Source organism: Pseudomonas helvetica (genome assembly GCF_039908645.1).
Lineage (GTDB): Bacteria > Pseudomonadota > Gammaproteobacteria > Pseudomonadales > Pseudomonadaceae > Aquipseudomonas > Aquipseudomonas helvetica.
Window position 1 is genome coordinate 3,204,852 of record NZ_CP150917.1, and the last position, 26,239, is coordinate 3,231,090.

At 60.6% G+C, this 26,239-nt stretch carries 18 protein-coding genes; 9 read left to right on the plus strand and 9 right to left on the minus strand.

What is annotated here, in order from left to right; translation table 11 throughout:
- The first annotated feature begins 63 nt into the window (after positions 1–63).
- From AABM55_RS14665 to AABM55_RS14680, 4 genes are all read left to right on the plus strand, one after another.
- Complete coding sequence (locus AABM55_RS14665; protein WP_347929976.1) at positions 64–3,030, plus strand: autotransporter domain-containing protein; 2,967 nt, start codon at positions 64–66, stop codon at positions 3,028–3,030.
- 340 nt (positions 3,031–3,370) lie between these two features.
- Entirely contained in the window at positions 3,371–6,379 is a 3,009-nt protein-coding gene (locus AABM55_RS14670) for an autotransporter domain-containing protein (RefSeq protein WP_347930035.1), read from the plus strand.
- Positions 6,380–6,422: 43 nt separating this feature from the next.
- Complete coding sequence (locus tag AABM55_RS14675; RefSeq protein WP_347929977.1) at positions 6,423–8,117, plus strand: polyurethanase; 1,695 nt, start codon at positions 6,423–6,425, stop codon at positions 8,115–8,117.
- 93 nt (positions 8,118–8,210) lie between these two features.
- On the plus strand, positions 8,211–10,064 hold the full coding sequence (locus tag AABM55_RS14680) for a polyurethanase (RefSeq protein WP_347929978.1): 1,854 nt from the start codon (positions 8,211–8,213) through the stop codon (positions 10,062–10,064).
- Between the two features lie 238 nt (positions 10,065–10,302).
- Here the strand turns inward: AABM55_RS14680 and AABM55_RS14685 are convergent, their stop codons facing one another.
- The gene (locus AABM55_RS14685) at positions 10,303–10,746 is read right to left on the minus strand and encodes a hypothetical protein (RefSeq protein ID WP_347929979.1); all 444 of its coding nucleotides are present in this window, start codon (positions 10,744–10,746) and stop codon (positions 10,303–10,305) included.
- Positions 10,747–11,030: 284 nt separating this feature from the next.
- Between AABM55_RS14685 and AABM55_RS14690 the strand changes: the two genes are divergently transcribed.
- Positions 11,031–11,417: a hypothetical protein gene (locus tag AABM55_RS14690; protein ID WP_347929980.1), complete on the plus strand. Its 387-nt coding sequence runs from the start codon at positions 11,031–11,033 to the stop codon at positions 11,415–11,417.
- 9 nt (positions 11,418–11,426) lie between these two features.
- On the opposite strand, the gene AABM55_RS14695 is transcribed toward AABM55_RS14690, so the two are convergent.
- Entirely contained in the window at positions 11,427–11,651 is a 225-nt protein-coding gene (locus tag AABM55_RS14695) for a YgdI/YgdR family lipoprotein (protein ID WP_054597322.1), read from the minus strand.
- Between the two features lie 280 nt (positions 11,652–11,931).
- Here AABM55_RS14695 and AABM55_RS14700 point away from each other — a divergent pair, with 280 nt between their 5' ends.
- Positions 11,932–13,584: a VRR-NUC domain-containing protein gene (locus AABM55_RS14700; RefSeq protein ID WP_347929981.1), complete on the plus strand. Its 1,653-nt coding sequence runs from the start codon at positions 11,932–11,934 to the stop codon at positions 13,582–13,584.
- Positions 13,581–15,845 carry an ATP-dependent DNA helicase gene (locus tag AABM55_RS14705; RefSeq protein ID WP_347929982.1) on the plus strand — a complete coding sequence of 755 codons (2,265 nt, stop codon included), beginning with the start codon at positions 13,581–13,583 and terminating at the stop codon, positions 15,843–15,845. The genes AABM55_RS14700 and AABM55_RS14705 overlap by 4 nt, the downstream gene beginning before the upstream one ends.
- Positions 15,846–15,860: 15 nt before the next feature.
- Here AABM55_RS14705 and AABM55_RS14710 read toward each other — a convergent pair whose 3' ends face one another.
- The 5 genes from AABM55_RS14710 to AABM55_RS14730 form a co-directional block, all read right to left on the minus strand.
- Positions 15,861–16,658 carry a DJ-1/PfpI family protein gene (locus tag AABM55_RS14710; protein WP_347926635.1) on the minus strand — a complete coding sequence of 266 codons (798 nt, stop codon included), beginning with the start codon at positions 16,656–16,658 and terminating at the stop codon, positions 15,861–15,863.
- A gap of 108 nt (positions 16,659–16,766) precedes the next feature.
- Entirely contained in the window at positions 16,767–17,264 is a 498-nt protein-coding gene (locus AABM55_RS14715; protein WP_347926637.1) for a GNAT family N-acetyltransferase, read from the minus strand.
- A 36-nt stretch (positions 17,265–17,300) separates the two neighbouring features.
- Positions 17,301–18,611 carry an FAD-binding oxidoreductase gene (locus AABM55_RS14720; RefSeq protein ID WP_347926639.1) on the minus strand — a complete coding sequence of 437 codons (1,311 nt, stop codon included), beginning with the start codon at positions 18,609–18,611 and terminating at the stop codon, positions 17,301–17,303.
- Positions 18,608–19,696 (minus strand): polyamine ABC transporter substrate-binding protein, encoded by a 1,089-nt coding sequence (locus AABM55_RS14725; RefSeq protein WP_347926641.1) that lies wholly within the window; start codon positions 19,694–19,696, stop codon positions 18,608–18,610. The genes AABM55_RS14720 and AABM55_RS14725 overlap by 4 nt, the downstream gene beginning before the upstream one ends.
- Before the next feature lie 80 nt (positions 19,697–19,776).
- The gene (locus tag AABM55_RS14730; protein ID WP_347926643.1) at positions 19,777–21,135 is read right to left on the minus strand and encodes a glutamine synthetase family protein; all 1,359 of its coding nucleotides are present in this window, start codon (positions 21,133–21,135) and stop codon (positions 19,777–19,779) included.
- Positions 21,136–21,308: 173 nt separating this feature from the next.
- Here AABM55_RS14730 and AABM55_RS14735 point away from each other — a divergent pair, with 173 nt between their 5' ends.
- Positions 21,309–22,241 (plus strand): helix-turn-helix domain-containing protein, encoded by a 933-nt coding sequence (locus AABM55_RS14735; protein ID WP_347926645.1) that lies wholly within the window; start codon positions 21,309–21,311, stop codon positions 22,239–22,241.
- Here AABM55_RS14735 and AABM55_RS14740 read toward each other — a convergent pair.
- Complete coding sequence (locus AABM55_RS14740; RefSeq protein WP_054597331.1) at positions 22,238–22,834, minus strand: cupin domain-containing protein; 597 nt, start codon at positions 22,832–22,834, stop codon at positions 22,238–22,240. The genes AABM55_RS14735 and AABM55_RS14740 overlap by 4 nt on opposite strands.
- A gap of 88 nt (positions 22,835–22,922) precedes the next feature.
- Positions 22,923–24,884: an FAD-dependent oxidoreductase gene (locus AABM55_RS14745; RefSeq protein WP_347926647.1), complete on the minus strand. Its 1,962-nt coding sequence runs from the start codon at positions 24,882–24,884 to the stop codon at positions 22,923–22,925.
- A 217-nt stretch (positions 24,885–25,101) separates the two neighbouring features.
- On the opposite strand from AABM55_RS14745, the gene AABM55_RS14750 reads away from it, so the two are divergent.
- Positions 25,102–26,151, plus strand: a complete 1,050-nt coding sequence (locus tag AABM55_RS14750) for an ABC transporter substrate-binding protein (RefSeq protein WP_347926649.1) — start codon at positions 25,102–25,104, stop codon at positions 26,149–26,151.
- Positions 26,152–26,239: the final 88 nt, after the last annotated feature.

A 26,239-nucleotide genomic window follows, 5' to 3' on the forward strand; every position in this document is an offset into this window, starting at 1 on the left:
CACCGCTGCACCGCCCCGGGATAGGGGACTACAAGTCTAATAACGCCAGGAAAGCGAGTATTTATGAACACGGACGTACGTCGTAATCGTGCCCAGCCGATCACCACCGGCTCATTGTTGTTGCTCGTCGCCGCGCTGCCTGCTGCAGTTCAGGCGGCTTATCTCGATCCGGGGCAAGTGGGGGATCCCGCCAGTTGGCGCACCGCTGAGTACCAGCGCGACTGGGGCCTGGATCGCCTGAAGGCGAATGAAGCCTATGCCGCAGGATTCACCGGCAAAGGGGTGAAGATCGGCGCACTGGACTCGGGTTTTGATCCGAACCATCCCGAAGCCGCACGCTTTCATGCGGTCACGGCCACCGGCAACGACCTCAACGGCACACCGTTCAGTGTCAGCGGCATTCACAACGCCAACAACGACTCCCACGGCACCCATGTCACCGGCACCATGGGCGCTGCGCGTGACGGTGTCGGCATGCACGGCGTGGCGTTCAACGCGGATGTGTACGTCGCCAATACCAATCAGAACGACAGCTTCCTGTTTGGCCCCGGCCCCGATCCGAAGTATTTCAAGGCGGCCTATGACGCCTTGGCCGATGCTGGCGTGCGGGTAATCAACAACAGCTGGGGCAGCCAGCCCAAGGATGTCGACTACAAGACGATCGACAGCCTGCACGCCGCCTATGCCCAGCACTGGAACCGCAACACCTGGATCGATGCGGCCGCCGATGTCTCGCGGCGTGGCGTGATCAACGTGTTCAGCGCCGGCAACAGCGGGTACGCCAACGCCAGCGTGCGTGCGAGCCTGCCGTATTTCGAGCCGGACCTGGAAGGCCACTGGCTGGCGGTCTCGGGGCTGGATAAAAACAACCAGCAAAAATACAACCAGTGCGGGATCGCCAAGTACTGGTGTATCAGCACGCCGGGCGCGCAGATCTACAGCACCATCGTCGGTGGCGGTTATGCCAGTTACAACGGCACGTCGATGGCGGCACCCCATGCAACCGGGGCCTTGGCGCTAGTGATGGAACGCTATCCGTACATGAACAACCAGCAAGCCTTGCAGGTGTTGCTGACCACTGCGACCCAGCTTGACGGTTCGATCACCGACGCGCCGACCGCTCGGGTCGGTTGGGGCGTGCCCGACCTTGCGCGGGCGATGAGAGGGCCGGGGCAATTGCTCGGTCCATTCGACGCCAGTCTTGCCGCCGGTCAACGTGATGTGTGGAGCAACGACATCTCGGACAAGGCGCTGATCCAGCGTCAGAGCGAAGATGCCGCCGAACACAGCGCCTGGCAACAGACCTTGAAAGACAAAGGCTGGGAAAACGGTGTCGCGGCCAATGCCAGTCAGCAGGACCAGACCGATTATGCGGTGGGCACGGCGCGCGATGCCGCTGCCGCGACACGACTGTATGAAGGCAGCCTTATCAAATCCGGTGCGGGTCAGTTGATACTGGCCGGGAACAACAGCTATCGCGGTTCGACCACGGTGGATGGCGGGCTGTTGACGGTCAATGGGTCGCTGAGTTCGGCGGTGACGGTCAATGACAGCGGCACCCTGGGTGGCTCCGGGCGAGTCGGTGGATTGATCGCCAACCGCGGCGCAACCGTCGCGCCGGGCAATTCGATCGGCACCTTGCAGGTCAGCGGTGATGTGACGCTGGCCCCCGGTTCGACCTATGCGGTGGAGCTGTCGCCGACCCGCAGCGACCGCATTGTTGCCAGCGGCACGGCGACCGTCACCGGTGCCACTGTCAGCCTTGCGCTGGAAAACAGCCCGACATTGTTAAGTGCCAGCCAGGTCGAAAGCCTGCTGGGTCACCAGTACAACATCCTGCAAGCGGCGGGCGGCATTCAGGGACAATTCGCTGCGGTGGTGCCGAACTATCTGTTCATCGGCGGCATTCTCGACTATTCGGCGACGGGCGTGCAGCTGGCGATTCAACGCAACGGCACGTCGTTCGCCAGTGTTGGGCAAACCCCGAACCAACGTTCTGTGGCCGCCGCCGCCGAGCAATTGGGCACCGGCAATCCGGTTTACGAAAGCCTCTTGTTGTTGCCATCGGCAGCGTCTGCCCAACAGGCGTTCCAGCAGTTGTCCGGAGAAATCTATCCGGCGCTCGACACCTTGCTGATCAACGACAGCCGTTACCTGCGTGATGCGGTGACAGAGCGTTTGCAGGCCGATCCGGCAACGGGCGGTAGCGGTTGGGTCAAGGCGCTGGGCGCCTGGGGCAAGACCGATACGCGCAACGACACGGCTGGCTCGACCACCTCGATTGGCGGCTTGCTGGCCGGGGTCGACGGCTTGCTCGACGAAGACACTCGTCTGGGATTCGTCACGGGTTACAGCGACAGCTCGCTGAACCTGGACAGCGGCACCCATTCGCGGGCGCAGGTCGACAGTTATCACCTGGGCGCTTACGCCGGACGTGAACTGGGCGCGCTGCGCCTAAGTCTTGGCGGGTCTTACAGCTGGCACCGGGCAGACATCAAGCGCGACCTGCACTACGGCGAAGTCAGCGCCAAGCAGAAAGCCAAGGTCGACGCCAACACCACGCAAGTGTTCACCGAAGCGGCCTACCGGATGGACCGGTTGCCAGTAGCGCTGGAGCCGTTCGCCAACCTCGCCTATGTGCACCTGGACACTGGCGGTTTCACTGAAAAAGGTGATGCCGCAGCGTTGAAAAGTGGTCGCGACACGCGTGATGCGGTGCTCGGCACGTTGGGTGTGCGAGCGCTGAAAACCATCAACCTTTCCAGTCAGCAACAGCTCGACCTGGCCGGCACCCTCGGCTGGCAGCACAACTTGAGTGCTACCCGATCGGAAGACCATCTGGCGTTTGCCAGCGGCGGCCCGACGTTCGCCGTCGAAAGCGCACCACTGGCGCGCAACGCGGCGCTGATCGGGGTTCAGGCAGGGCTGGCATTGGCCAAGGACGTCCGTTTGAACCTCGATTACAACGGCCGTCTGGCCAGCGGCGAAAACAGCCACGGAGTAGGCCTGAGCCTGAATTGGCAGTTCTAAAGAACACCACAGCTTTTGTAGCAGCTGGCGCAGCCGGAGTTCGAGTCGGTCCGCGTTCGGGCGAAGCGCTCGCCATACGGACGGCTCGGTGAGCCTGATGCACCGCGGGGCATGGTTTTACGACTGCTGCGCCCGAGCGCGGACCGAGCCGAACGCGGCCTACGGCCGCTGCTACGGGGAGCATGGAACACAACAAGATGCGTGCGGATAAACACGCGGGGATTCAAGCAAGTCAACTAAGGAAGGTAGCTGGATGAAAGGCAAGTCTCGCAACAACGGACCTGTGCAAATCGGCATCAGCCGCAAGGCCAAAGCTCTCAATGGAGCCTTTATCGCTTATATGGCGGCGATCGGGGTCGCTCAGGCCGCGCCCTATGTGGAAAGCGCCAAGCTCGGCGATCCGAACAGCTGGCGCAGTCCCGAATTCAACGCCGAGTGGGGGCTGGGCGCGATCAACGCCCAGGATGCCTACGCAGCCGGGTACACCGGTAAAGGCGTCAAGTTGGGCATCTTCGATCAACCGGTCTACGCCAAACACCCGGAGTTTTCCGGCGTGGATAAAGTAGTGACGCTGATCACCAGCGGTATCCGCGAATACACCGACCCCTACATTCCGGTCAAAGCCGGAGATGCCTTTCGGTATGACGGCACACCGACGATAGGTTCCGACGGCAAGCTGGGGTACCACGGTACTCACGTCGGCGGGATTGCCGCCGGCAGCCGCGATGGCAGTCCGATGCACGGTGTGGCGTTCAACGCGCAAATCATCAGCGCTGACAACGGCGACCCGGGACCTGAAGACGGGATCATTCTCGGCAACGACGGCGCGGTCTACAAAGCCGGCTGGGACGGCCTACGAGAAAGCGGCGCGCGGATCATCAACAACAGCTGGGGCATCGGCATCACCGATCGCTTCAAAAAGGGCGGCAAGGACCCGGCGTTCCCGCATTTCACCGTGCAGGACGGCCAGGCACAGTTCGATCAGATCCAGCCGCTGCTCAACACCAAACAGGGCGGTGCGTACCGGGGCGCCATCGACGCGGCGCGCAGCGGTATCGTGACCATCTTCGCCGCGGGTAACGACTACAACCTCAACAACCCGGACTCGATTGCCGGCCTGGGCTACTTCGTGCCGGACATTGCCGCAAACTGGGTCACGGTCGCGGCGCTGCAAATGAACCCGGACACCACTAGCGCCAATCCCTACATCATCAGCACCTTCTCGTCGCGTTGCGGTTATACCGCAGGCTTTTGTGTGTCGGCACCGGGTACCAAGATCTACAGCGCGGTGCTCGGCGGCACCAACGCCGATGACCTGACCGTGGGCTATGCCAACAAGAACGGCACCTCGATGGCCGCGCCACACGTTGCCGGCGCCACTGCCGTGTTGATGGAACGTTTCCCGTACATGACCGGCGCGCAGGTCGCCACGGTGCTGAAAACCACCGCCACCGACATGGGCGCACCGGGCATCGATTCGTTATACGGCTGGGGCATGATCAACCTGCGCAAGGGCATCGACGGCCCCGGCATGTTTGTGGCCGATGCCGACATTCCGCAGGAATTCCGAGTGGACGGGTCCTATGGCTCCGGCCAGTTTGTCGCCGACCTGCCAGGCATTGGTGCGGTCATCGATGCCGGCAAGCCAACGCAGCGGATCTGTAACGACATCAGTTGCGGGTTTGACGTCTGGCGCAACGATATTTCCGGCCACGGCGGCTTGACCAAGCAGGGCATCGGCACGCTGGTGATGACCGGCAGCAACACGTATGCCGGGCCAACATTGGTGAATCAGGGGCGGTTGGCGGTCAACGGTTCGTTGCTGTCGGCGGTCACGGTCAACGACAGCGGCATCCTCGGTGGCTCCGGGCAGGTCGGCGCATTGACCGCGAAAAGCGGCGGCACCGTTGCGCCGGGCAACTCGATCGGCACTTTGCACGTGGCCGGCGATGTGACCTTCGAGCCCGGCTCGACCTATGCCGTCGAGCTGTCCCCGACCAGCAGCGACAGCATTGTTGCCGGTGGCACAGCCACGATCCAGGGCGCGACCGTGAGCCTGTCGCGGGAAAACAGCCCGACGCTGTTAAGCCCCGGCGACGTGCGCAGCCTGATCGGTCATCAGTACAACATCCTGCAAGCGGCCGGCGGTATCCAGGGCCAGTTCGGCGCGGTGTTGCCGAACTACGCGTTTATCGGTGGCAGCCTCGATTACTCGGCGACCGGCGTGCAATTGGCGATCGAGCGCAATGGCAACGCCTTCGCCAGCGTCGGGCAAACCCCGAATCAACGCTCCGTGGCTGTCGCTGCCGAACATCTGGGCGCGGGCAACGCCGTGTATGAAAGCCTGCTGTTGTCGCCGAACGCGGCGAGCGCGCAGCAAGCCTTCCAGCAATTGTCCGGAGAAATTCATCCGGCGATCGGCACCTTGCTGGTCAACGACTCGCGCTATCTGCGTGATGCCGTTGGTGAGCGCCTGCGCGATGGTGGTCTGTATGACGCCGCAACGCCGAACAGCGCCGAGAACAACGCCTGGGTCAAAGTCCTGGGCGCCTGGGGCAAGACTGACAGCGGCCACGACAACGCCAACTACACCAGCTCCATCGGCGGTCTGCTGGCCGGGGCCGACGGTTTGATTGCCGACCACACGCGCCTGGGTTTCGTCACCGGTTACAGCAACAGTTCGCTGAACATGGGCGATGGCACCCATTCTTCCGCCACGGTCGACAGCTACCACTTGGGCCTGTACGCCGGGCATGAAATGGATGCGCTGCGTCTGAGCGTCGGCGGTGCGTACAGCTGGCACCGTATCGATGCCAAACGCGACCTACAGTTCGGCGATGTCAGTGCCAAGCAGAAATCCAAGCGCGATGCCCACACCACACAAGTGTTCACTGAGGCGGCTTATCGCCTGGACCTGCAGCCGTTGGCACTGGAGCCGTTCGCCAATCTGGCCTATGTGCACCTGGACAGTGACAGTTTCACCGAGAAGGGCGGTGCGGCGGCGCTCAAGGGCGGCGACGACAATCGTGACGCGGTGCTTTCCACACTGGGTCTGCGAGCGAGCAAACGCCTGGCACTCACCGAACATCAGCAACTCGACCTGTCCGGGACCCTCGGCTGGCAGCACAACCTGAGCAACATCCACGCCGAGGAAAACCTCGCGTTTGCCTCCGGCAGTACGCCGTTCGCCGTGCAGAGCGTTGCCATGGACCGCAATGCGGCGGTGGTCGGTGTTCGCGCAGGGCTGGCGTTGGCACGCGATGTCTCGCTGAACCTGGATTACAACGGACTGCTGGGCTCGCGGGACAAGACCCACGGCGTCGGGCTGACCCTCGACTGGCAGTTCTGATTTGAAAAACCGCAACACGTACCAGCAATGAAGAGGCAAGAAAATGGGTGTTTTTGATTACAGGAAGTTCGGCAGCGAGGCCAGCAAGGCCTTGTACAGCGATGCGATTGCATTGACGCTGTACGCCTACACGCCGACTGGCAAGCCATTGGCTACCGGCTGGACGCCGGTCACCGCCGGGCAATTGGGCTATCAAGGCAAGGTCGGCGCCCAGGGCACCTTCTTTGGCGAGCAGGAAGGTTTTACCAGCGCCGAAGCCGAAGTGCTGGCCAAGTACGACGCGGCAGGCAAGCTGATCTCCCTCGGCATCGCGTTCCGCGGGACCGGAGGCCTGGGTTACAGCGACACCTACGGCGACATGAAGAACAATCTGCTGGCCGCTGTCGGCCCGACGGATTATGCGAAGAACTACGCCAAAAGCGCCTTCGATAACTTGCTCAAGGACGTTGCCGCGTTCGCCAGCGCCAAGGGCCTGAATGCCAAGGACGTGCTGATCACCGGCCACAGCCTCGGAGGCCTGGGCGCCAACAGCGTGGCCGAATTGAGTGCCGACCACTGGGGCGGTTACTTCAAGGATGCCAACTACATGACCTTCGCCTCGCCGACGCAAAGCCCGGCGGGCACCCATGTGTTGAACATCGGTTACGAAAACGACCCGGTGTTTCGTGTGCTCGACGGCACCACCTTCACCAGTTCATCGCTGTACAAGCACGACAAGGTTCAGGACTCGGCGACCAACAACATCGTCAATGTCAACGACCACTACGTCTCCACCCAGATGACCCCGTTCAGCATTGCCAACCCGCAACACTGGGCGGCCCATAGCTCCCTCGGCTATGCCGACGGCCTGAACCGGGTGATCGGCTCGAGCTTCTACGACCTCACCAGCAAGGACTCGACGATCCTCGTCTCGACCTTGTCGGAGTCGTTGCGCGCCAGCACCTGGATCGAAGACCTGGGCCGCAGTGGTGAAACACACACCGGCAGTACCTTCATCATCGGCACCGATAGCAACGATTTGCTGCGCGGCGGCGTCGGCAATGACTTCCTTGAAGGCCGCGACGGTAATGACACCTTCAGGGACGCGGGTGGCAACAACATCCTGCTGGGCGGCAAAGGGCAGAACGTTTTCGACCTGCAACAGCCGCTGAAGAACTTCACCTTTGCCAACGATGGCGACGGCACGCTGTATGTGCGCGACAGCTACGGCGGCATCAGCATCACCCGCGACATCGGCGCACTGGTCAGCAAGGAATCGGGGGCGATGTGGGGCCTGCTGAACAAGGACGTTACCTACAACGTTACCGCCAAAGGTTTGTTGGCCGGCACCGAGCTGACTCACTACAACCACTCGCTCAATGGCGATGCCTATGGCAATTCGCTGGTGGCGACCGCCGACGGTGACTGGCTGTTCGGGTTGTCGGGCAACGACGTGCTGCGCAGCGACAAGAGTCAGGTGACGTTCGTCGGCGGCGAGGGCAATGACGTCATGTATGCCTCCGGCGGCCACAACACTTTCCTGTTCAGCGGTGCGTTCGGTTTCGACGCCATCAATGGTTACCAGGGCAGCGACAAGCTGGTGTTCATGGGCGTTCAAGGCGCAGGGCAGGGCTATGACTACAGCCAGCACGTTTCGCAATCGGGTAACGACACGCTGCTCAAGGTCGGCGACTACGCGGTGACGCTGGTGGGTGTCGGCCTGAATAACCTGTCGGGTGCGGAGATCATATTTGCTTAAACCACAGAAGCACTAAATGGAACGCCCTGCGCTGCGGGGCGCTCCAGCTGCGTGAGCTATCTCTAACAATTTCAACAAAAGAGAGGCAATACCATGGGTGTCTATGACTACAAAAACCACAACTCAGCCGAATCCAAAGCGCTGTTTTCCGATGCGCTGGCGATCACGCTGTACTCCTATCACAACCTCGACAATGGCTTTGCCACGGGCTATCAGCACAATGGTTTCGGCCTTGGGCTGCCGGCGACGCTGGTCACTGCGCTGATCGGCGGCACCGACTCGCAAGGGGTGATTCCCGGCGTTCCCTGGAACCCCGATTCGGAAAAAGCTGCGCTGGACGCGGTACAAAAGGCCGGTTGGACCCCGATCACCGCCAGCCAGTTAGGCTATGGCGGCAAGGTCGATGTGCGGGGAACCTTCTTCGGCGAGAAAGCCGGTTACACCAGCGCTCAGGTCGAGATCCTCGGCAAGTACGACGTTCAAGGCCATCTCACCGAAATCGGTATCGCGTTTCGCGGCACCAGCGGCCCACGTGAAATACAGATCAGCGACTCCATCGGCGATGTGATCAACGACCTGATGGCGGCGCTCGGGCCCAAGGACTACGCCAAGAACTACGTCGGCGAAGCCTTTGGTTCATTGCTCAAGAATGTCGCCGCATTTGCCACCGCCAATGGCCTGAGCGGCAAGGACGTACTGGTCAGCGGCCACAGCCTCGGCGGGTTGGCGGTCAATAGCCTGGCGGACCTGAGCGGCGATCACTGGAACGGCTTCTACAAGGATTCCAACTACATCGCCTACGCGTCACCGACCCAAAGCAGTACCGACAAGGTGCTCAACATCGGTTACGAAAACGACCCGGTATTCCGTGCGCTGGACGGTTCAACGTTCAACCTGGCATCGGTCGGCGTACACGATGCGCATCAGGATTCGGCAACCAACAACATCGTCAGCTTCAACGACCATTACGCCTCGGCGGCATGGAACATGTTGCCGTTTTCGATCCTCAATGTCCCGACCTGGATTTCCCATCTGCCCACCGGTTACGGCGATGGCATGACCCGGGTGCTGGAGTCGAAGTTCTACGACCTGACCAGCAAGGACTCGACAATCATCGTCGCCAACCTGTCGGACCCGGCGCGCAGCAACACCTGGGTTCAGGACCTCAACCGCAACGCCGAGCCGCACAAGGGCAGCACCTTTATTATCGGCAGTAACGGTGACGATTTGATCCAGGGCGGCAACGGTAATGACTATCTGGAGGGCGGCGATGGCAACGACACCTTCAGGGATGCCGGTGGTTACAACATCCTGTTGGGCGGCAAGGGCAGCAACACGCTGGACTTGCAGCAATCAGTAAAAAACTTCAATTTTGCCAGCGATGGCGCCGACACCTTGTACGTGCGCGATGCGAATGGCGGGATCAGTATCACCCGCGATATCGGCAGCATCATCAGTAAAGAACCGGGTTTTCTCTGGGGTTTACTCAAGGATGACGTGACCCATAGCGTCACCGACAAAGGCTTGCAGGTCGGCAATAACCTGACCCAGTACGCGTCATCGGTGAAGGGCAACGCGGGAGACAATGTCCTCACGGCGCATGCAGCTGGCGACTGGCTGTTTGGCCTGGACGGCAATGATCATCTGATCGGCGGCAAGGGCAATGACGTGTTTGTCGGCGGTGCCGGTAATGACCTGATGGAGTCGGGAGGCGGCAGCAACACCTTCCTGTTCAGTGGCCACTTCGGCAACGACCGGATCCTCGGCTACCAGAGCAGCGACAAGCTGGTCTTCCTCGGCGTCGAAGGCGTGGGGCAAAACTACGACGTACGTGACCACGCCAAAGCGGTTGGCGCCGATACCGTATTGAGCTTCGGTAATGACTCGGTGACGCTGGTCGGGGTTGGGCTGGATCACCTGGCCAGTTCAGGCGTGGTAATCGCCTGACGTTAAAAAGCCCGGCGCGAACCTCGGTTCGCGTCGCAATGCTGTTCACTTAAGCCGATGTTTCAGGCTCATCCGCAGTTGTGGCGAGGGAGCTTGCTCCCGCTGGACTGCGTAGCAGGCCCAAATCAGGGCCGCTTCGCACCCCAGCGGGAGCAAGCTCCCTCGCCACAGATACTTCTCAGGCCTCCAGACTTCCTTAAGTGAACAGCATTGCGGTTCGCGTCGGGCTTTTCAGCGTTTATTCATAGTGAATCACGATGCCCTTGAGCTTGCGTCTCTGCTCGGAATGGAGATCCCGGTCCAGCGGAAGCGCGACGCTGACGTAATCCGAAATGGGTAGGGTCATGTCGTAGATCACCACCACCGCATCGCCGCCGATTTTCGCCGCTTCTTCACGCAGTCTCTGCTCGAACTCGCTGACGGGCGGGGCCGGCTGCGTGCGTGTGTGAAGAATCACTTCACCCAACCGCGTGTACGGTCGTGTCGGCGCGGTACGCAGTATTTGCACCGAGTCCGGGGACGTCGCGGTTGTGTGCTGGGCCCCGGCGTATTCGGTGGTGTGTGCGTGGATACTGCTGCACGCACTGAGCCCGAATACGGTAAGGGCCAGTGCCAGCACTTTGAAGCCGGGCAGGGGAAGCGCGAAGTCCTTATCGCTCAATGGGCGTTGTAGGGGCTGCACGCTGGTAATTCCTTCTGATTGAAAAAGGTGACCTGTCGCTACACGACAGGCTCAAATACCGGACAAAAGCGTTTTCCCAGGCTCAGGAAAGCGCCCGTCGACTCTGAAAAGCATAGCCACAATGTTCCGGTGAGCCAGGCCTAAATCAGAATTTTGCGGGTGTGCCCCAGTTTTTTTTTTGCCATGGCATTAAACCACCGGGCAGGCCATGCGTTTCCAGAGGGCGCCACCTTCGAGCAGCACAGACACCAGGCGCGGTGAACCGAAACAGGAGATTGAACACAGTGAGTAACAGCAAGAGGCAGGCAGTCGCAGCAGTGCTGATGATGTTATCGGCGGGCGCGATGGCTGAGGAGTTGCCTCATGGCTCGATTTTGAATCGATATGGCGTGACCGCCGATCAACTGCCAACACCCGCACAGGTTGAACAGACCGAGCCTGAACCCGAGAACAGCCGTTTCCAGATTCAGCCGGAACAACCCTGGGTGAAACTGAGCCTGGGTGACGGCAAACAACCGCCCGTGACCGGCAATATCAGCATCGACAACGCGAATGCCCGGGAATACGAGCGCTGCCAAACCATCAGGGGGCAATTGCTGCGACGCGGCGGGCAGGTCATTTCCTGCGATAACAGTATCCCGGGGCAAGACCCTGCATTGCAGATGCCCTGAGGCTTTCGATCATTTTCCGGTGCGGATGGTGGCGACATCGTCCGCCTTGACCTTGATCTTGGCGTCGGAAATGTCCTTGAACTCAATGAAACCGTCTGTGCCTTTGGTTTTCGGCGTGTCCTGGGTCAAATATTGCGTACCGTTCTGCAACGTCACCACCGTTGGCGACGCGCAACCGCCTAATGCCAGCAAGCCTACGATCGCCAAGGGCATGCTCAGAATACGGATATTCATCAATAAACCTCTCTTACAGAATTCTTTTGATCGTCTCGACGCACAGGTGCGTCATTTCGATACCGACCGTTGTTGGTGTCACTCACTCCAGGAAAGTTCGGTTGATAACGGAAAAAGTCGAAAACCGAATGATGACGATCAGTTAAGCCGTAACACGAGCCGGACATGGTGACCTTCATTACGCAAAACCGGCCGCCGATCTTTTTCCGTTTGCCAGCACTGGGTTCAGCTGATATCTGTACGCATAACCAGTATCTGCTCGCCATGGCGTTTTCTATTCGTGACAGTCAATCCGCTCGAAGATCCGTTCTATTACCTGAACAACTTCCAACAAGTGCTCGCCTGGCTTGAGCAGCGCTATGCCGATGTGCTGAGCCTGGAAGAGCAGCAATTTATCGTTGATTTTGGCCAGTTGCCGCGCGCCTCTCAGGCACTGCTGGTCAGGATGGTCATGCGCAAGGGCGAGCATTTTCGCCTCGGCAAGTTGCATTACGCCGAAATAGGCGAGATCGCCCGCGCGGCAGAACCCTTGCTGACCCTTGGCTGGGTTGACGAACAGGCGCCACTTTCGATTGAGCAACTGTTCGAGGTGCTGCTCAAACCGGAAATCCTTCAGTGCTTCAGCACGGCAATCGAACAACCCAAAGCGAAGAAGTCCGAGTGGCTGGCCGCACTGAGCGAGCAGTTCACCGAGGCGCAGTCCTTCAAGAACTGGTGCCCGACGCTGGATGACCGGTTGTTGAGCCTGACCACCATGGATCTGTGCGATCGGCTGCGGCTGATGTTCTTCGGCAACCTGTATCAGGACTGGTCGGAGTTTGTCCTGGCCGATCTTGGGATTTTTACCTACGAGAAAGTCGAGTTTTGCGCCGAGTCCCGAGGCTTGCGCAGTCGTGACGACGTCGAGGCGTTTCTCTATCTGCACGATTGTCAGCTGCGTTTTGAAGCCGGGGAGCCGCTGGAACAAGTCGTCGAACAGATCCGTATATTGCAAACCGCCAACCCCTGGCTCGAACGGCGACGCGCCAAGCTACTGTTTCAGATCGGGCAACACTGCGAGCGCATTGCTGATTTCCCGGCAGCGCTGACGATCTACCGCGAATGTGCGTACCCCGGCGCCAGGTTGCGCTTGATCCGGGTGCTGGAACGTTGTGCCGAGTTTCAATTGGCCCTGGAGTTGGCGACCCACGCCGAACACGCGCCGGAGAGCGCCGCCGAGCAACAACAGCTGTCGCGGGTGCTGCCCCGGTTGCGGCGTAAACTCGGCGGCCCGCCGGCGCCTCGGGTCAAGACGCGCGAGGTTGAGCGCCTGGACCTTAGCCTGTCGCGAATCGACCCGGCACTGTCAGTTGAGTTCTACGTGCAGGCTCATCTCGATGAACCCACGGCGCCAGTGCATTACGTCGAAAACAGCCTGATCAACTCGTTGTTCGGGCTGCTCTGCTGGCCGGCGATTTTCGCACCGTTGCCTGGAGCATTTTTTCACCCATTCCAGCGCGGGCCGGTAGACCTGCTCAGCGAGGATTTTCATTCCCGGCGTGCCGATCTGTTCCAGGCGTGCCTGGCAGAGCTGGACGATGGGCGTTATGCCGATACCATCCGCCAGCGCTTTCGCGCCAAGTCGGGGGTGCAGTCACCCTTCGTGTTTTGGGGCGTGCTGACCGAGGAGCTGCTTGAGCAGGCGCTGGACTGTCTGCCGGCCGAACACCTCAAGCACTGGTTCAATCGCCTGTTGCTCGACATCAAGGCCAATCGTGCCGGGATGCCGGACCTGATCCAGTTCTGGCCGCAGCACAAGACCTACCGGATGATCGAAGTCAAAGGCCCGGGCGATCGCCTGCAAGACAACCAACTGCGCTGGCTGGAGTTCTGCCACCAGCACCAGATGCCTATCGCCGTCTGTTATGTGCAATGGGCGGAGCACGAGGCGTGAGCTATAGCGTTGCGGTGCGTGCGCTGTGTGAGTTCACCGCCAAGGTCGGTGATCTCGACCTGCGTTTCACCCCGTCGCCGACTGCCCTGGAAGGCATCGTCGGTCACCGTACCGTCGCTTCGCGGCGAAGTGAGACCTATCAAAACGAAGTGGCCCTCGAAGGCGAATATCGGCAGTTGACAGTCAGGGGCAGGGCGGACGGTTATGACCCCGACCAGAACCGCCTTGAGGAAATCAAAACCTACCGTGGCGAACTGGAGCGGATGCCGGTCAACCACCGCCAGTTGCATTGGGCCCAGGCGAAAATCTACGGCTGGCTGATGTGCCAGAAATTGCAGCTGGCCGAGATCAAGCTGGCGCTGGTGTATTTCGATATCGTCAGCGAAAAGGAAACCAGCCTGGTCGAAACCTGGAGCGCGCTTGAGCTGGAGCATTTCTTCACGCTGCAGTGCGGGCTGTTTCTGCAGTGGGCCGAGCAGGAAATGGCCCATCGCGAAGCGCGCAATCAGGCCGCGCAGGTACTGGGCTTTGCGTACCCGGACTTCCGCCCGGGGCAACGTCACCTCGCCGAATCGGTGTTCAAGGCAGTCAGCACCGGTCGCTGCCTGATGGCCCAGGCTCCGACAGGCATCGGCAAGACGGTCGGCACGCTGTTCCCGATGCTCAAGGCGTTCGCGCCGCAGCAACTGGACAAGGTGTTCTTCCTCACCGCCAAGACACCCGGACGCAAATTGGCGCTGGATGCGGCACAGGTGATCGTCGACCGCAGCGACGGTTTACCGTTGCGAGTGCTTGAGATGATTGCGCGCGACAAAGCCTGCGAGCACCTGGACAAAGCCTGTCACGGCGAATCCTGCCCGTTGGCGAAAGGCTTTTACGATCGCCTGCCGGCGGCCCGTGAGGCGGCGAGCCGAGTGACGCTGCTCAATCAGACGGCCCTGCGCGGGATCGCCCTGGAACATCAGGTATGTCCGTATTACCTGAGCCAGGAAATGGCCCGTTGGGCTGACGTGGTGGTTGCCGATTACAACTACTATTTCGACTTCAGCGCGTTGCTGTTCGGTTTGGCCCAGGCCAACCAGTGGAAGGTCGCGGTGCTGGTGGATGAGGCCCACAACCTGGTGGAGCGCGGTCGGCAGATGTACAGCGCCAGCCTCGATCAATTCGCCTTGAATACGCTGCGCAAAAGCGCCCCCGAGGTGCTGAAGAAGAGCTTGCAGCGGGTCAACCGTGAATGGAACGCGCTGCACAAAACACAGATAAGCCCTTATCAGGCTTACGCCAAGGCCCCGGAAAAACTGTTGCAAGCGCTGTCGCTCTGCACGACCGCCATTGGCGATTACCTCAACGATCACCCGCAAGGGCTGGATGCTGCGGTGCAGAGCTTCTATTTCGATGCGCTGCAATTCAGCCGGGTCGCCGAACTGTTCGATGAACATTTCCTGTTCGACATCAGCAAGCGCGACCTCGGCAACACGCGCAGCCTTTCGCAGCTGTGCCTGCGCAATGTGGTGCCAGCCGGTTTCATCCGCCCGCGCCTGACGGCGGCGCGCAGCACGGTGATGTTTTCCGCGACCTTGAGCCCGCAGCGTTATTACGCCGACCTGCTCGGGTTGCCGGCTACCACGGTGTGGATCGACGTTGAGTCGCCGTTCAACGCCGAGCAACTCAAGGTGCAGATTGTCAGCCGGATCTCCACCCGATTCGTGCACCGGCAGGCCTCGCTTGCGCCGATTGTCGAGTTGATGGCCCGACAGTTCATTGAGCGTCCCGGCAATTACCTGGCGTTTTTCAGCAGCTTTGATTATCTGCAACAGGTGGCGCAGCTGTTTGCCGAGACTTGGCCGCAGATCAACCTGTGGTCACAGTCACGCGGAATGGACGAAGCCCGGCGTCAGGCCTTTCTGGAGCAGTTCACACCCACCAGCCAGGGCATCGGTTTTGCGGTGTTGGGCGGGGCGTTCGGCGAAGGTATCGACTTGCCGGGCTCACGCTTGATCGGTGCGTTCATCGCGACGCTGGGGCTGGCGCAACTGAACCCGGTCAACGAGCAACTGAAGCAGCGCATGGCGGCGATCTTCGGTGCAGGTTATGACTACACCTACCTGTTTCCCGGTGTGCAAAAGGTGGTGCAAGCCGCCGGACGGGTGATTCGTACCCAGCAGGATCAAGGCGTGGTGATGCTGATCGATGACCGCTTTGGCGAAAGCAAGGTCCAGCAGTTGTTGCCGCGCTGGTGGTCGGTCAGCGGGCGCGCGTGAGACGCGCCGCCGCCGTCAATGCATGCCGACTGTCCGGTCGGTCCGGCGCGAGGTCTGAACACTGCGTGCCTGGTGCACCATGCTGACCAGCTCCGCGGCAAAACGGTGGCAGTCGCCCGGCCAACGTGCGGTCAACAGGTTGCCGTCATGCACGATAAACCCGCATTGCGGGTTTTCTGTCGAATCACGTTGCGAGAATCTTGGCCCCGGCAAGAAGTCATGGACGCTCGCCAATGCTGCGGTGACTTCGGCCTGCACCGTTTGCGAATAGGTGCGGTAGTAGCGGCCGAGCCACGGCGCGGTGATCCACCAGGCTGGCAGCTCCATGGTGTTGGCCAGCAACGCGGTCACCTTGCGCCCGTGCAGCACTGAAAGAACGTTGTCGGCATCCAGCGTGCGGGCCAGCAGCAAGACACCGTGGCAGACCGCCGCGACCGGTTTCTGTGCATCAAAGAAGTGCCGGACAATCCGCCGGGCGTCTTCGGATTCGAGCAAACTGCGCATGCCCTTGGCGTGACCGCCCGGGATCACCAGCCCCTCGTACTGCTCGGGGTCTACTTCGGCGTAGGCCATGGGTGATTTGAAACCTTCGTCGGCGGTCATGGCCGCGTAACACTGAAGATCTTCCTTGCGGGTCATCAGTAGCGAGTTCAGTGGCCCGAAACCGATGTCCACCAGTCGCGCATCGGCGTAGGCCGGCAAGCCTTTTGGTGTCGCAAAGCACACCTCGATTCCGGCGTCATGCAACGCCTGCCAAGGCACGCTGCTTTCGGTGGGGTCGTAGTCAGCCTGAGGTAACAGGAAAAGCAACATGCTCAAAGCCTCGAGTCGTCAGCGCTGGGGATCGTCTATTGCTCTGAGTCTGGACGCAGGGACTGGACTTCGCCAGCCGTTACCTGCCGATTTGATGCAGTCAGCGGCTCAAGCCTCAGTGAACCGAAACTTGAACAGCGTGCACGGGTAGCCGTCGACGGGAAGCTGATGAAGAGTGAACTGACCCTGGGTCAGCTCGGGGATGATTTTTGACCAGAACGCCTGCGCCGGCTGATTGGCGTCGATATGAAAAATCTGCCACTGACCGGGAAGCTGCTGGAGCAGGGCAGACACCACAAACCTGCCGACGCCGCGCCCGCGATAGCGGCGGCTGACGAAGAGATAACCGATGTTGTACTGCACGTCGTCGAAACGAACTGCGTCGTCAACCGTCACGAACCCGGCGATATCTCCGTCAACCTTGATCAGGAACGCTTGCGTCGCAGGCTTTCGCCAGTAGTCGAGCATGGGCTGAAGGGGGAAGAATCCATGGGCGCCAATCGTCAGCGGCAGCCACTCGCTGAAGTCGTACAGATAGAACTGCATCAGGTTTTCGATGCAGTCCAGTTCATCCCGTTGTGCGCGGTGCAGCTCGATCGCGGCCATTGCCCGAAGCTCCAGACGATTCGATGGCGATGGTCATTAACCTAGCACCTCACGCAAACGATGCCACAACATGCCCAGTGCCAGGAGCGGTGTACGCAATGCACGGCCACCTGGAAAGGTCATGTGCGGCACTGCGCTGAAGACGTCCAGGCCGTGGCTGTGTCCGGCATGAATCGCTTCGGCCAGCAATCGCGCGGTCCAGTGTGTGACGTTGAGGCCATGACCGGAATAGCCTTGGGCATAAAACACGTTCGGGTACTGCGACAACCGCCCGACCTGGGGGAAACGATTGGCGGTGATACCGATCCTGCCGCCCCATTGATAGTCGATGCGCGCATCGGCCAGCTGTGGGAACACCTTGAGCATTTTCGGGCGCATGTAGGCGGCGATGTCCGCTGGATCGCGCCCGGAATAATGGCAGGCGCCGCCGAACAGCAGGCGCCGGTCTGCTGATAATCGGTAATAGTCGAGTCCGACTTTCTGGTCGCACAGCGCCAGGTTCTGCGGGATCAATTCGGCGGCAGCCTGCGCTGACAATGGCTCGGTCGCGATGATGTAACTGCCCGCCGGCAGCACCTTGCCGCTGAGCTGTGGTTCCAGATCCTCCAGGTGCGCGTTGCAGCCCAGCACCAGACTTCCGGCGCGCACCGTGCCGCCTGCGCAGCGAACCTGCACGGTGCTGCCATGGATGATCTCCAGCGCCGGGCTTTGCTCGAAAACCCGCACCCCCAGCGACTCGGCGACCCGAGCCTCGCCGAGCACCAGGTTGAGCGGGTGCAGATGGCCGGAGCCCATGTCCACCAGTCCGCCTGCGTACACACCGGAGTTCACCACCTGGCGCATGTCTTCGGGCCTGACGAGGCGGGTTGCATGGGCATAACCCTGGGCGTCCAGGGTTTCTTGCTCCAACTGAAACGCGGCAAACTGCGCGGGGGTATTGGCCAGTTCGCAAAAACCCCAGCGCAGGTCGCAGTCGATGCCGTGCTCGCGGATGCGATTGCCCACCACCTCGACCGATTCGGTGCCGGCGCGCTCCAGATAGCGCACGCCTTCCTGGCCGACATAACGGGCAAAACCCGAAACGTCGTGGCCAATGCCGCGGATCAACTGCCCGCCATTGCGGCCGCTGGCACCCCAGCCGATCCTTCGCCCCTCCAGCAGAATCACCGAGAGTCCGCGCTGGGCCAGCTCAATCGCGGTGTTGACGCCGGTAAAACCACCGCCAATCACACAGACGTCGGCTTGCAGATCCGACGTCAGCGTCGGGTGTTGCGCCATCGCATTGGCCGAGGCGTTGTAATAGGAGCGGGCGTGTTCCGCCGACAGGTTTATAGCGATCTGATTCATTTGTTGGACTTCACTTTGCTCCAGGAACGGGTCATCACGCGCATGATTTCCGCTGTCGGTGTGGTCGAGATGTACAGCTTGTCCAGCACCGCCTGGGAGGGGTAAACCTCTGGATTGTTCACCAGTTCCGCGTCCATGAACTGCTTGGCCGCAGGGTTGGGGTTGGCGTAACCGACGGTGGCGCTGACCTTGGCGATCACTTCCGGCTCGAGCAGGTAGTTGATGAATTCGTGGGCTTGTTTGGCGTTACCGGCGTCGGCGGGCACGGCCAGCAAGTCGAACCACAGGTTGCCGCCTTCCTTGGGAATCGCGTAGGCGATGTTCACGCCGTTCTTCGCTTCCTTGGCGCGGTTTGCCGCCTGGAACACGTCCCCCGAGTAGCCGAAGGCGATGCAGATATCGCCGTTGGCCAGGTCCGACACGTACTTGGAGGAGTGGAAGTAGGTGATGTATGGGCGGATGGTCAGTAGCTTGGCTTCGGCTTTCTTGTAGTCTTCGACATTCGAGCTGAGTGGGTCCATACCCATGTAGTTGAGCACCGCCGGGAATACTTCGTCGGGCGAATCCATCATCGACACGCCACACTGGCTGAGCTTTTTCAGGTTTTCCGGTTCGAACAACACGGCCCAGGAGTCGATGTGATCGACACCCAGCACTTTTTTGACCTTGTCGACGTTGTAGCCGATGCCGTTGGTGCCCCACAGGTACGGTACCGAATGCGCGTTACCCGGGTCGTTCTTCTCCAGCAGTGCCAGCAATTTAGGGTCGAGGTTTTTCCAGTTCGGCAGCTGCGATCGGTCCAGCTTGAGGAACGCGCCGGCTTTGACCTGACGAGCCAGGAAATGGTTGGAAGGCACCACCACGTCATACCCGGTACGCCCGGCGAGCAGTTTGCCTTCCAGGGTTTCATTGGAGTCGAATACGTCGTAGATGACCTTGATACCGGTTTTCGCCTGGAAGTCGGCGAGGGTGGTCGTACCGATATAGTCGGTCCAGTTGTACACACTGACGCTCGGCTGCGCTTGCGCGCCGAGGCTGCAGAACAGCGCGAGCGCTGCGGGAACGACTGATTTCAATAGACGCATTTCGACACCCCTTTGAATGATTGTTTTCGATGTTTGATCGTTCCCACGCAGAGCCTGGGAACGATCATCAGCGCTGCGGGTTAAACACTCAGCAACAGGAACTCGCGCTCCCAGGAACTGATCACCCGTTTGAAGTTTTCGTGCTCGGCGCGCTTGACCGCGACGTAGCCGCGGACGAACTTGGCCCCCAGGTAACGCTCGATGGTCGGGCAGTCTTCCATGTGCGCCAGTGCATCCTCGATGGTGATCGGCAGGCGCAGGTTGCGTCGCTCATAGGCGCGGCCCTGTACCGGCGCGCTCGGTTCGATGCGTTCGATCATGCCCAGATACCCGCACAACAGGCTGGCAGCGATGGCCAGGTACGGGTTGGCATCGGCGCCCGGCAAACGGTTTTCCACGCGCATGGCCTCGGGACTGGAGGTCGGTACACGCAACCCCACGGTGCGGTTTTCTTCACCCCACTCGACGTTCACCGGTGCCGAGGTGTCCGGCAGGAAGCGGCGGAACGAGTTGACGTTGGGTGCGAACATTGGCAGCAGTTTCGGAATGTACTTTTGCAGGCCGCCGATGTGGTGCAGGAACAGCTCGCTCATCTGCCCGTCGTCTGTGGCGAAGATCGGCTTGCCGGTGGCGATGTCGACCACGCTCTGGTGCAGGTGCATAGCGCTGCCCGGTTCGTCGCCGATCGGCTTGGCCATGAAGGTCGCGGTGACGTTATGCTTGAGCGCCGCTTCGCGCAGGGTGCGCTTGAACACAGTGATCTGGTCGGCCAGATCCAGCGCATCGCCGTGACGGAAGTTGATTTCCATCTGCGCCGGGCCGTCTTCGTGGATCAGCGTGTCGAGGTCCAGACCTTGCAGTTCGCACCAGTCGTAGACGTCTTCGAACAGCGGATCGAATTCGTTGGCTGCATCGATGGAGAACGACTGGCGCCCGCTTTCGGCTCGACCCGAGCGACCCAATGGCGCCTTGAGTGGCAAGTCCGGATCTTCGCAGCGCTGGGTCAGGTAGAACTCCATTTCCGGCGCCACAATCGGCTGCCAGCCCTTGTCGGCATAGAGCTTGAGGACTTTTTTCAAGACGTTGCGCGGCGACAGTTCGATCGGATTGCCGAGCTTGTCGAAAGTGTCGTGAATCACGATGGCGGTCGGCTCGATGGCCCACGGCACCAGGTAAATCGCTGAAGAATCCGGCCGACAAACCATGTCGATATCGGCAGGGTCGAGCAGGTCGTAGTAAATGTCGTCGTCGACAAAGTCCCCGGTTACCGTTTGCAACAGCACACTTTCCGGCAGGCGCATGCCTCGCTCATGCAGGAACTTGTTGGTGGGCGCTATCTTGCCGCGAGCGATACCGGTCAGGTCACTGACCACGCATTCGACTTCGGTAATCTTGTGTTCTTTCAGCCATGAGGACAGCTGATCGAAAGGGGCATTCATAAAGACCTCGTTGTTGGTTTTATCAGCGCCAGAGTCGGTCTCTGCATCTCGTACAAGTGGCGAGAGACTTTCCCTGTAGCGCGTTGACGACTATCTTGGTCGACGCGTTTCGTTCCATCTATCCACTTTAAGCAGAACAAAAACGCACCAAAAAAGTGCGCACAGGTCATTCCATGACAGAGTCAAACCCCTTGCACGTGCAGGCTTTCAACACCGCTGATGTCGCCGAACAGATCCGCGCGACGCCTGGGTGGGTGCAGCACTATCAGCAGATGTCGCCCGGGCATTTCGCAGGCCTGGTGCGTTATCTGGACCTGCAAGGCGTGGAGATTTACGAGGAGTGCATGAACACCCGTGTCGAGCAGAATTTCAGCGCGCCGCCGGGCTCGCTGGCGTTCTGTTTCGATCGCAGTGACAACGCGCTGTATGTGCTGAACGGCGAAAGTCGCAACATCTGGATCACCCCAGAGAACTATCAGGAAGTGGCTGTGGTGTTCGGCCCGGAATTCGTTCAGCGCAATGGATTGAATGTAGAGCGGCTGGAAGGCCTGTTCATGGCGCCGCTCAACTCGCAGCAGAACGCATTGTTCAGCCGCTGGCTGAGCGGCACCCTGACCCGGCTGTCGCACACCATCGATCCGCCAAGCAAGGACGCGCTGACTCAACAGCTGCTGGACGACTGCCTGTTTATTCTCGACAACGCCTGCGTGTGCCTGGACCAGGGCGCGTTGCAGCGCCGGACAGGGGAGCGAGCGATCATGAAACGGATCGGTGAATGGGCGGCGGATACGCCGGAAGAGAACCTCAATTTGCTGGAGCTTTCCCAGGTCGCCGAAGTCTCGCTGCGCCAGCTGCAACACGCATTCAAGACCTACACCGGCATGGCGCCGACGCAATGGCTGCGTTTGCGCCGGCTCAACAGCGCCCGTCGGGAGTTGCTCAACCGTACCGCGACCGACACCACGGTGGCCGAAGTGGCGATGAACTGGTCGTTCTGGCACCTTGGGCGGTTTTCCAGCAGCTACCGGGCGCTGTTCAAGGAATTACCGAGTGACACCTTGAAGCGCGCTTGCGCCACTCAGCCGAATGGGCGCCTGCGCCGTTAAAATGTCGGCGGGGTAATCACCCATATCACCACTGCATCGACGTCGCCGGGGTTGCCATAGCGGTGGGGTTCCTGGCTGGAAAAACTGAAGCTGTCGCCTTCGTTGAGCTGGAAATGACGTTCTGCGACCCACAACTCGAAAGTGCCCGACAGCAGATAACCGGCTTCTTCGCCTTCGTGGCTGTAGCTGTGCTGGCTGTAGGTGCCTGGCGGGAAGCGTGAATGGAGCATTTCCAGCTGACGGTTGGGTTGCGGGGTCAGCAGTTGGTCGACGATGCCGTCTTCGTAATGCACGCTCATGCGGCTGTTCTTGCGCACCACGTAACCGTGGTCTTCGGGCGCGGTGTTGGCTTCGCTGGCGAAGAACCACTGGATGGTCACGCCCAGGCTTCGGGCGATGTTGAACAGCGCGGGAATCGAGGGGTAGGCGAGGTTGCGTTCGAGCTGGCTGATGTAGCCTGCCGTCAACTCACTCATGTGCGCCAGCTCCGCCAGGGTCATGCCCCGACGTTTGCGCAGGCCGCGAATCCGCGTGCCGAGAAAATGCGGTTCGGCGCTGCCGGTTGCGGGCTGTGTCGTGCTGTTGTTGCTCATGGTGAATTCCGAACCGGGCTGATGAGCGCAATCGCTGTGGGAGCAAGCTCGCTCCCACAGGTTATACGGACCCGGAGTATAAACAGCCTCAAAGCTCCCAGGCGACTTTCAAGCCTTCATAAATCGCTTCTTCGGCGGTGCGCGGGGCCAGACAGTCGCCGATCCGCCGAAACTCCACCAGACCTTGCAGCTCAAGACCCAAGGTGTCCACGGGCTGATGGCCCTGACACAGCACCAGCGTATCGACGTTTTCGAAGAGCATCGGTTCGCCGCTGGCGGTGTGTTGCAAGTAGACGGTGTTGTCGTCGCAACCGTAAAGCCGCGCATAAGGCGTGATCGGGATGCCCAGCTTATGCAGTTCGCCGGCCAGTTGATCGCGCACGTACAACGGCAGGTTTTCCCCGCAATGAGTGCCGTTGACCGCCAGTTGCACCTGATGCCCGGTGCGCACCAGGCGTTCGGCAATGCCGGGGCCGATCCAGTCACAGCGCCAGTCGACCACCACCACTGAACGGCCAATCTGCACCTCATCGCGCAGCACCTGCCAGGCGTCCACCACCTGCAACTCACCGCCACGTTCGAACGCCGGCCAGTAGGGCTCGGCGCCGGTGGCGACGATCACCATGTCCGGCCGTTCGCGCGCAACCAACGCCCGGTCGACTCGGGTATTGCGCACCACGCGCACGCCGGCCAGTTCCATCTCGCGCTGGAGGTTGGTGCTGGCACCGCCGAACTCGCTGCGCCGTGGCAACAGTTGCGCCAACAGCACTTGCCCACCGAGTTGCGAACTGGCCTCGTAGAGCGTCACCTCATGCCCGCGTTGTGCAGCCACGGCAGCGGCTTTCATTCCGGCCGGACCACCGCCGGCAATCATGATGCGTTTGCGCTGGGTGGTCGGTTGCCGGTGGCCGAACAGCAACTCGCGACCGGTTTCCGGGTGCTGGATACAGGAAATCGGCAGACCTTTGTGGAAGTGCCCGATACATGCCTGATTGCAGGCGATGCAGGCCCGCACATCTTCGGCGCGCCCGGCGTCGGTCTTGTTGGGCATTTGTGGGTCGCAAATCAGCGCACGGGTCATGCCGCACACATCGGCCTGGCCACGCGCCAGAATCAGTTCGGCTTCCTGTGGCTGGTTAATGCGCCCGGTGACAAACAACGGAATGCTCAGGCTGGCCTTGAAGGTTCCGGCTTCCTTGGCCAGGTAGGCGGCTTCGATCGCCATCGGCGGCACGATATGCACCGCGCCACCCAACGACGCCGAGGTGCCGGCGACGATGTGCACGTAATCCAGCTGCGCTTGCAGCGATTGGACGGCTTGCAACGACTCGTCTTCAGTGAGCCCCTCCGGGTCGCGCTCATCGGCGGAAATGCGCAAGCCGATGATGAACTGCTCGTCGGTGTTGGCGCGCACGGCGGCGATCACTTCGCGCAAAAAGCGCAGGCGCTGTTGCAGGTCACCGTTGTAGTCGTCGGTACGGCGGTTGACCCGTGGGTTGATGAATTGCGCCGGCAGGTAACCATGGCTGGCGACCACTTCGACGCCGTCGAGTCCGGCCTGATACAGGCGCCTGGCAGCGGCACCATAACCGGCGACGATCTCGTCGATCATCGCCTGATCGAGCGCGCGCGGCATCACCCGAAAACGCTCGTTGGGTACTGCCGAAGGCGAATAGGCAACCGCCAGCAGGCCATCGCTGGACTCCATGATCTCGCGTCCCGGATGGAAGATCTGCGAGAGCACCACGGTGCCGTGGGCGTGGCAGCTTTGCGCAAGTTTCCGGTAGCCCTCGATACAGGCGTCGTCGGTCGCCATCAGCACATGCGAGGTGTAGCGCGCACTGTCATGCACACCGGCCACTTGCAACACGATCAACCCGACACCGCCTTCGGCGCGCGCCTTGTGATAGGCAATCAGTTGTTCATTGACCAGGTTGTCGGTGGGCATCGAGGTGTCATGCCCGCTGGACATGATGCGGTTTTTCAGGCGTTTGCCACGAATCTGCAAGGGTTCGAACAGATGCGCAAAAGCTGGGGTCGAGGTCGACATGGTACGGGTACTCCAGGCGGGCTGAAGCCGAAAGGCCGGGTTTTCGGCGTTGTTATTATTGCCCTATAGAAATTTACCGCCAGTAAAAAATCAACTTGTTTTTTTACTGATGCTTGCAGTAGCTTGTTTTGGCGCCCACTCCTGGGGCGAACCTCACCACAATAAAAAATGGGTCACGCCGGCATTGCCTGAGTGACACCTGCACGAGGAACCACTGATGAAATCGAACACGCTCAAGCACGGTTTTTATCCCTTGTTGTTGACCTTGGCCATTGGCCTTGGCAACGCTCAGGCAGCACCGGAGATGGTGGTGGTAGGTTACGGCGGAGCCGGACAAAAAGCCCAGGATGTGGCGTTCTTCCAACCCTTCAGCACGGCGGATCGGAGCAAGCTGATCCAGAGCGAATACAACGGCGAAATGGCCCGGATCAAAGTGATGGTCGACACCGGCAACGTCGATTGGGACGTGGTGCAGATCGAAGGCCCGGACCTGATGCGCGGCTGCGACGAAGGCATGTACGAGCGACTGGACTGGAAAGCTCTGGGACACGCCGAGCAGTTGATCCCCGAGGCCGCGCAGGAATGCGGTTCCGCCGCGCTGGTCTGGAGCGTGGCGATTGCCTACGACACCCAGAAGCTGGCGCAGGCCCCGACCTCATGGGCCGACTTCTGGGATGTGCAGAAATTCCCCGGCAAACGCGGGCTGCGCAAACGTGCGGTGTACAACCTGGAGTTCGCTTTGCTGGCGGACGGGGTGAAAGTCGAGGACGTGTACAAGGTGCTGAGCACCCCGCAAGGCGTCGACCGGGCGTTCGCCAAGCTCACTGAACTCAAGCCGCATATCCAGTGGTGGGAAGCCGGTGCACAACCGGCGCAATGGTTGACCGCCGGCGATGTGGTGATGACCTCGACCTACAGCGGGCGGGTGGCCGCTGCTGCGCAAAGCGGCAGTCACCTCGGGCTGGTCTGGCCGGGCAGTCTGTACGGCATGGACTACTGGGCGATCATCAAGGGTTCCAGACACGTCGATCAGGCCAAGCGTTTTATCGCCTTCGCCAATCAGCCGGATGCCCAGGTCAAGTATGTCGAGCAGATTCCCTACGGCCCGACCAATACCCAGGCCGCAGCGCGACTGGACAGCAAACTGGCGCAATGGGTGCCGACTGCGCCGCAAAACCTCAAGGGTGCACTGTCGATGAACGTGGCGTTCTGGGTCGATCACGGCGAGGAGCTTGAAGAGCGCTTCAACGCCTGGGCCAGCAAGTAATTGCAACGGGGCGACTGACCGAGCCGTGCGGGAAAACCCGGGATCTGACGCTGGAGACTTTTGTCGCTCTTGCTGTACAGTCGTTTAG

What these genes read in the sequence shown, in the direction of transcription:
- AABM55_RS14665 (WP_347929976.1), top strand. Translation starts at nt 64, where the DNA reads ATGAACACGGACGTACGTCGTAATCGTGCCCAGCCGATCACCACCGGC.
- AABM55_RS14670 (WP_347930035.1), top strand. Translation starts at nt 3,371, where the DNA reads ATGGCGGCGATCGGGGTCGCTCAGGCCGCGCCCTATGTGGAAAGCGCC.
- AABM55_RS14675 (WP_347929977.1), top strand. Translation starts at nt 6,423, where the DNA reads ATGGGTGTTTTTGATTACAGGAAGTTCGGCAGCGAGGCCAGCAAGGCC.
- AABM55_RS14680 (WP_347929978.1), top strand. Translation starts at nt 8,211, where the DNA reads ATGGGTGTCTATGACTACAAAAACCACAACTCAGCCGAATCCAAAGCG.
- AABM55_RS14695 (WP_054597322.1), bottom strand. Translation starts at nt 11,651, where the DNA reads ATGAATATCCGTATTCTGAGCATGCCCTTGGCGATCGTAGGCTTGCTG.
- AABM55_RS14710 (WP_347926635.1), bottom strand. Translation starts at nt 16,658, where the DNA reads ATGTTGCTTTTCCTGTTACCTCAGGCTGACTACGACCCCACCGAAAGC.
- AABM55_RS14715 (WP_347926637.1), bottom strand. Translation starts at nt 17,264, where the DNA reads ATGGCCGCGATCGAGCTGCACCGCGCACAACGGGATGAACTGGACTGC.
- AABM55_RS14720 (WP_347926639.1), bottom strand. Translation starts at nt 18,611, where the DNA reads ATGAATCAGATCGCTATAAACCTGTCGGCGGAACACGCCCGCTCCTAT.
- AABM55_RS14725 (WP_347926641.1), bottom strand. Translation starts at nt 19,696, where the DNA reads ATGCGTCTATTGAAATCAGTCGTTCCCGCAGCGCTCGCGCTGTTCTGC.
- AABM55_RS14730 (WP_347926643.1), bottom strand. Translation starts at nt 21,135, where the DNA reads ATGAATGCCCCTTTCGATCAGCTGTCCTCATGGCTGAAAGAACACAAG.
- AABM55_RS14735 (WP_347926645.1), top strand. Translation starts at nt 21,309, where the DNA reads ATGACAGAGTCAAACCCCTTGCACGTGCAGGCTTTCAACACCGCTGAT.
- AABM55_RS14740 (WP_054597331.1), bottom strand. Translation starts at nt 22,834, where the DNA reads ATGAGCAACAACAGCACGACACAGCCCGCAACCGGCAGCGCCGAACCG.
- AABM55_RS14745 (WP_347926647.1), bottom strand. Translation starts at nt 24,884, where the DNA reads ATGTCGACCTCGACCCCAGCTTTTGCGCATCTGTTCGAACCCTTGCAG.
- AABM55_RS14750 (WP_347926649.1), top strand. Translation starts at nt 25,102, where the DNA reads ATGAAATCGAACACGCTCAAGCACGGTTTTTATCCCTTGTTGTTGACC.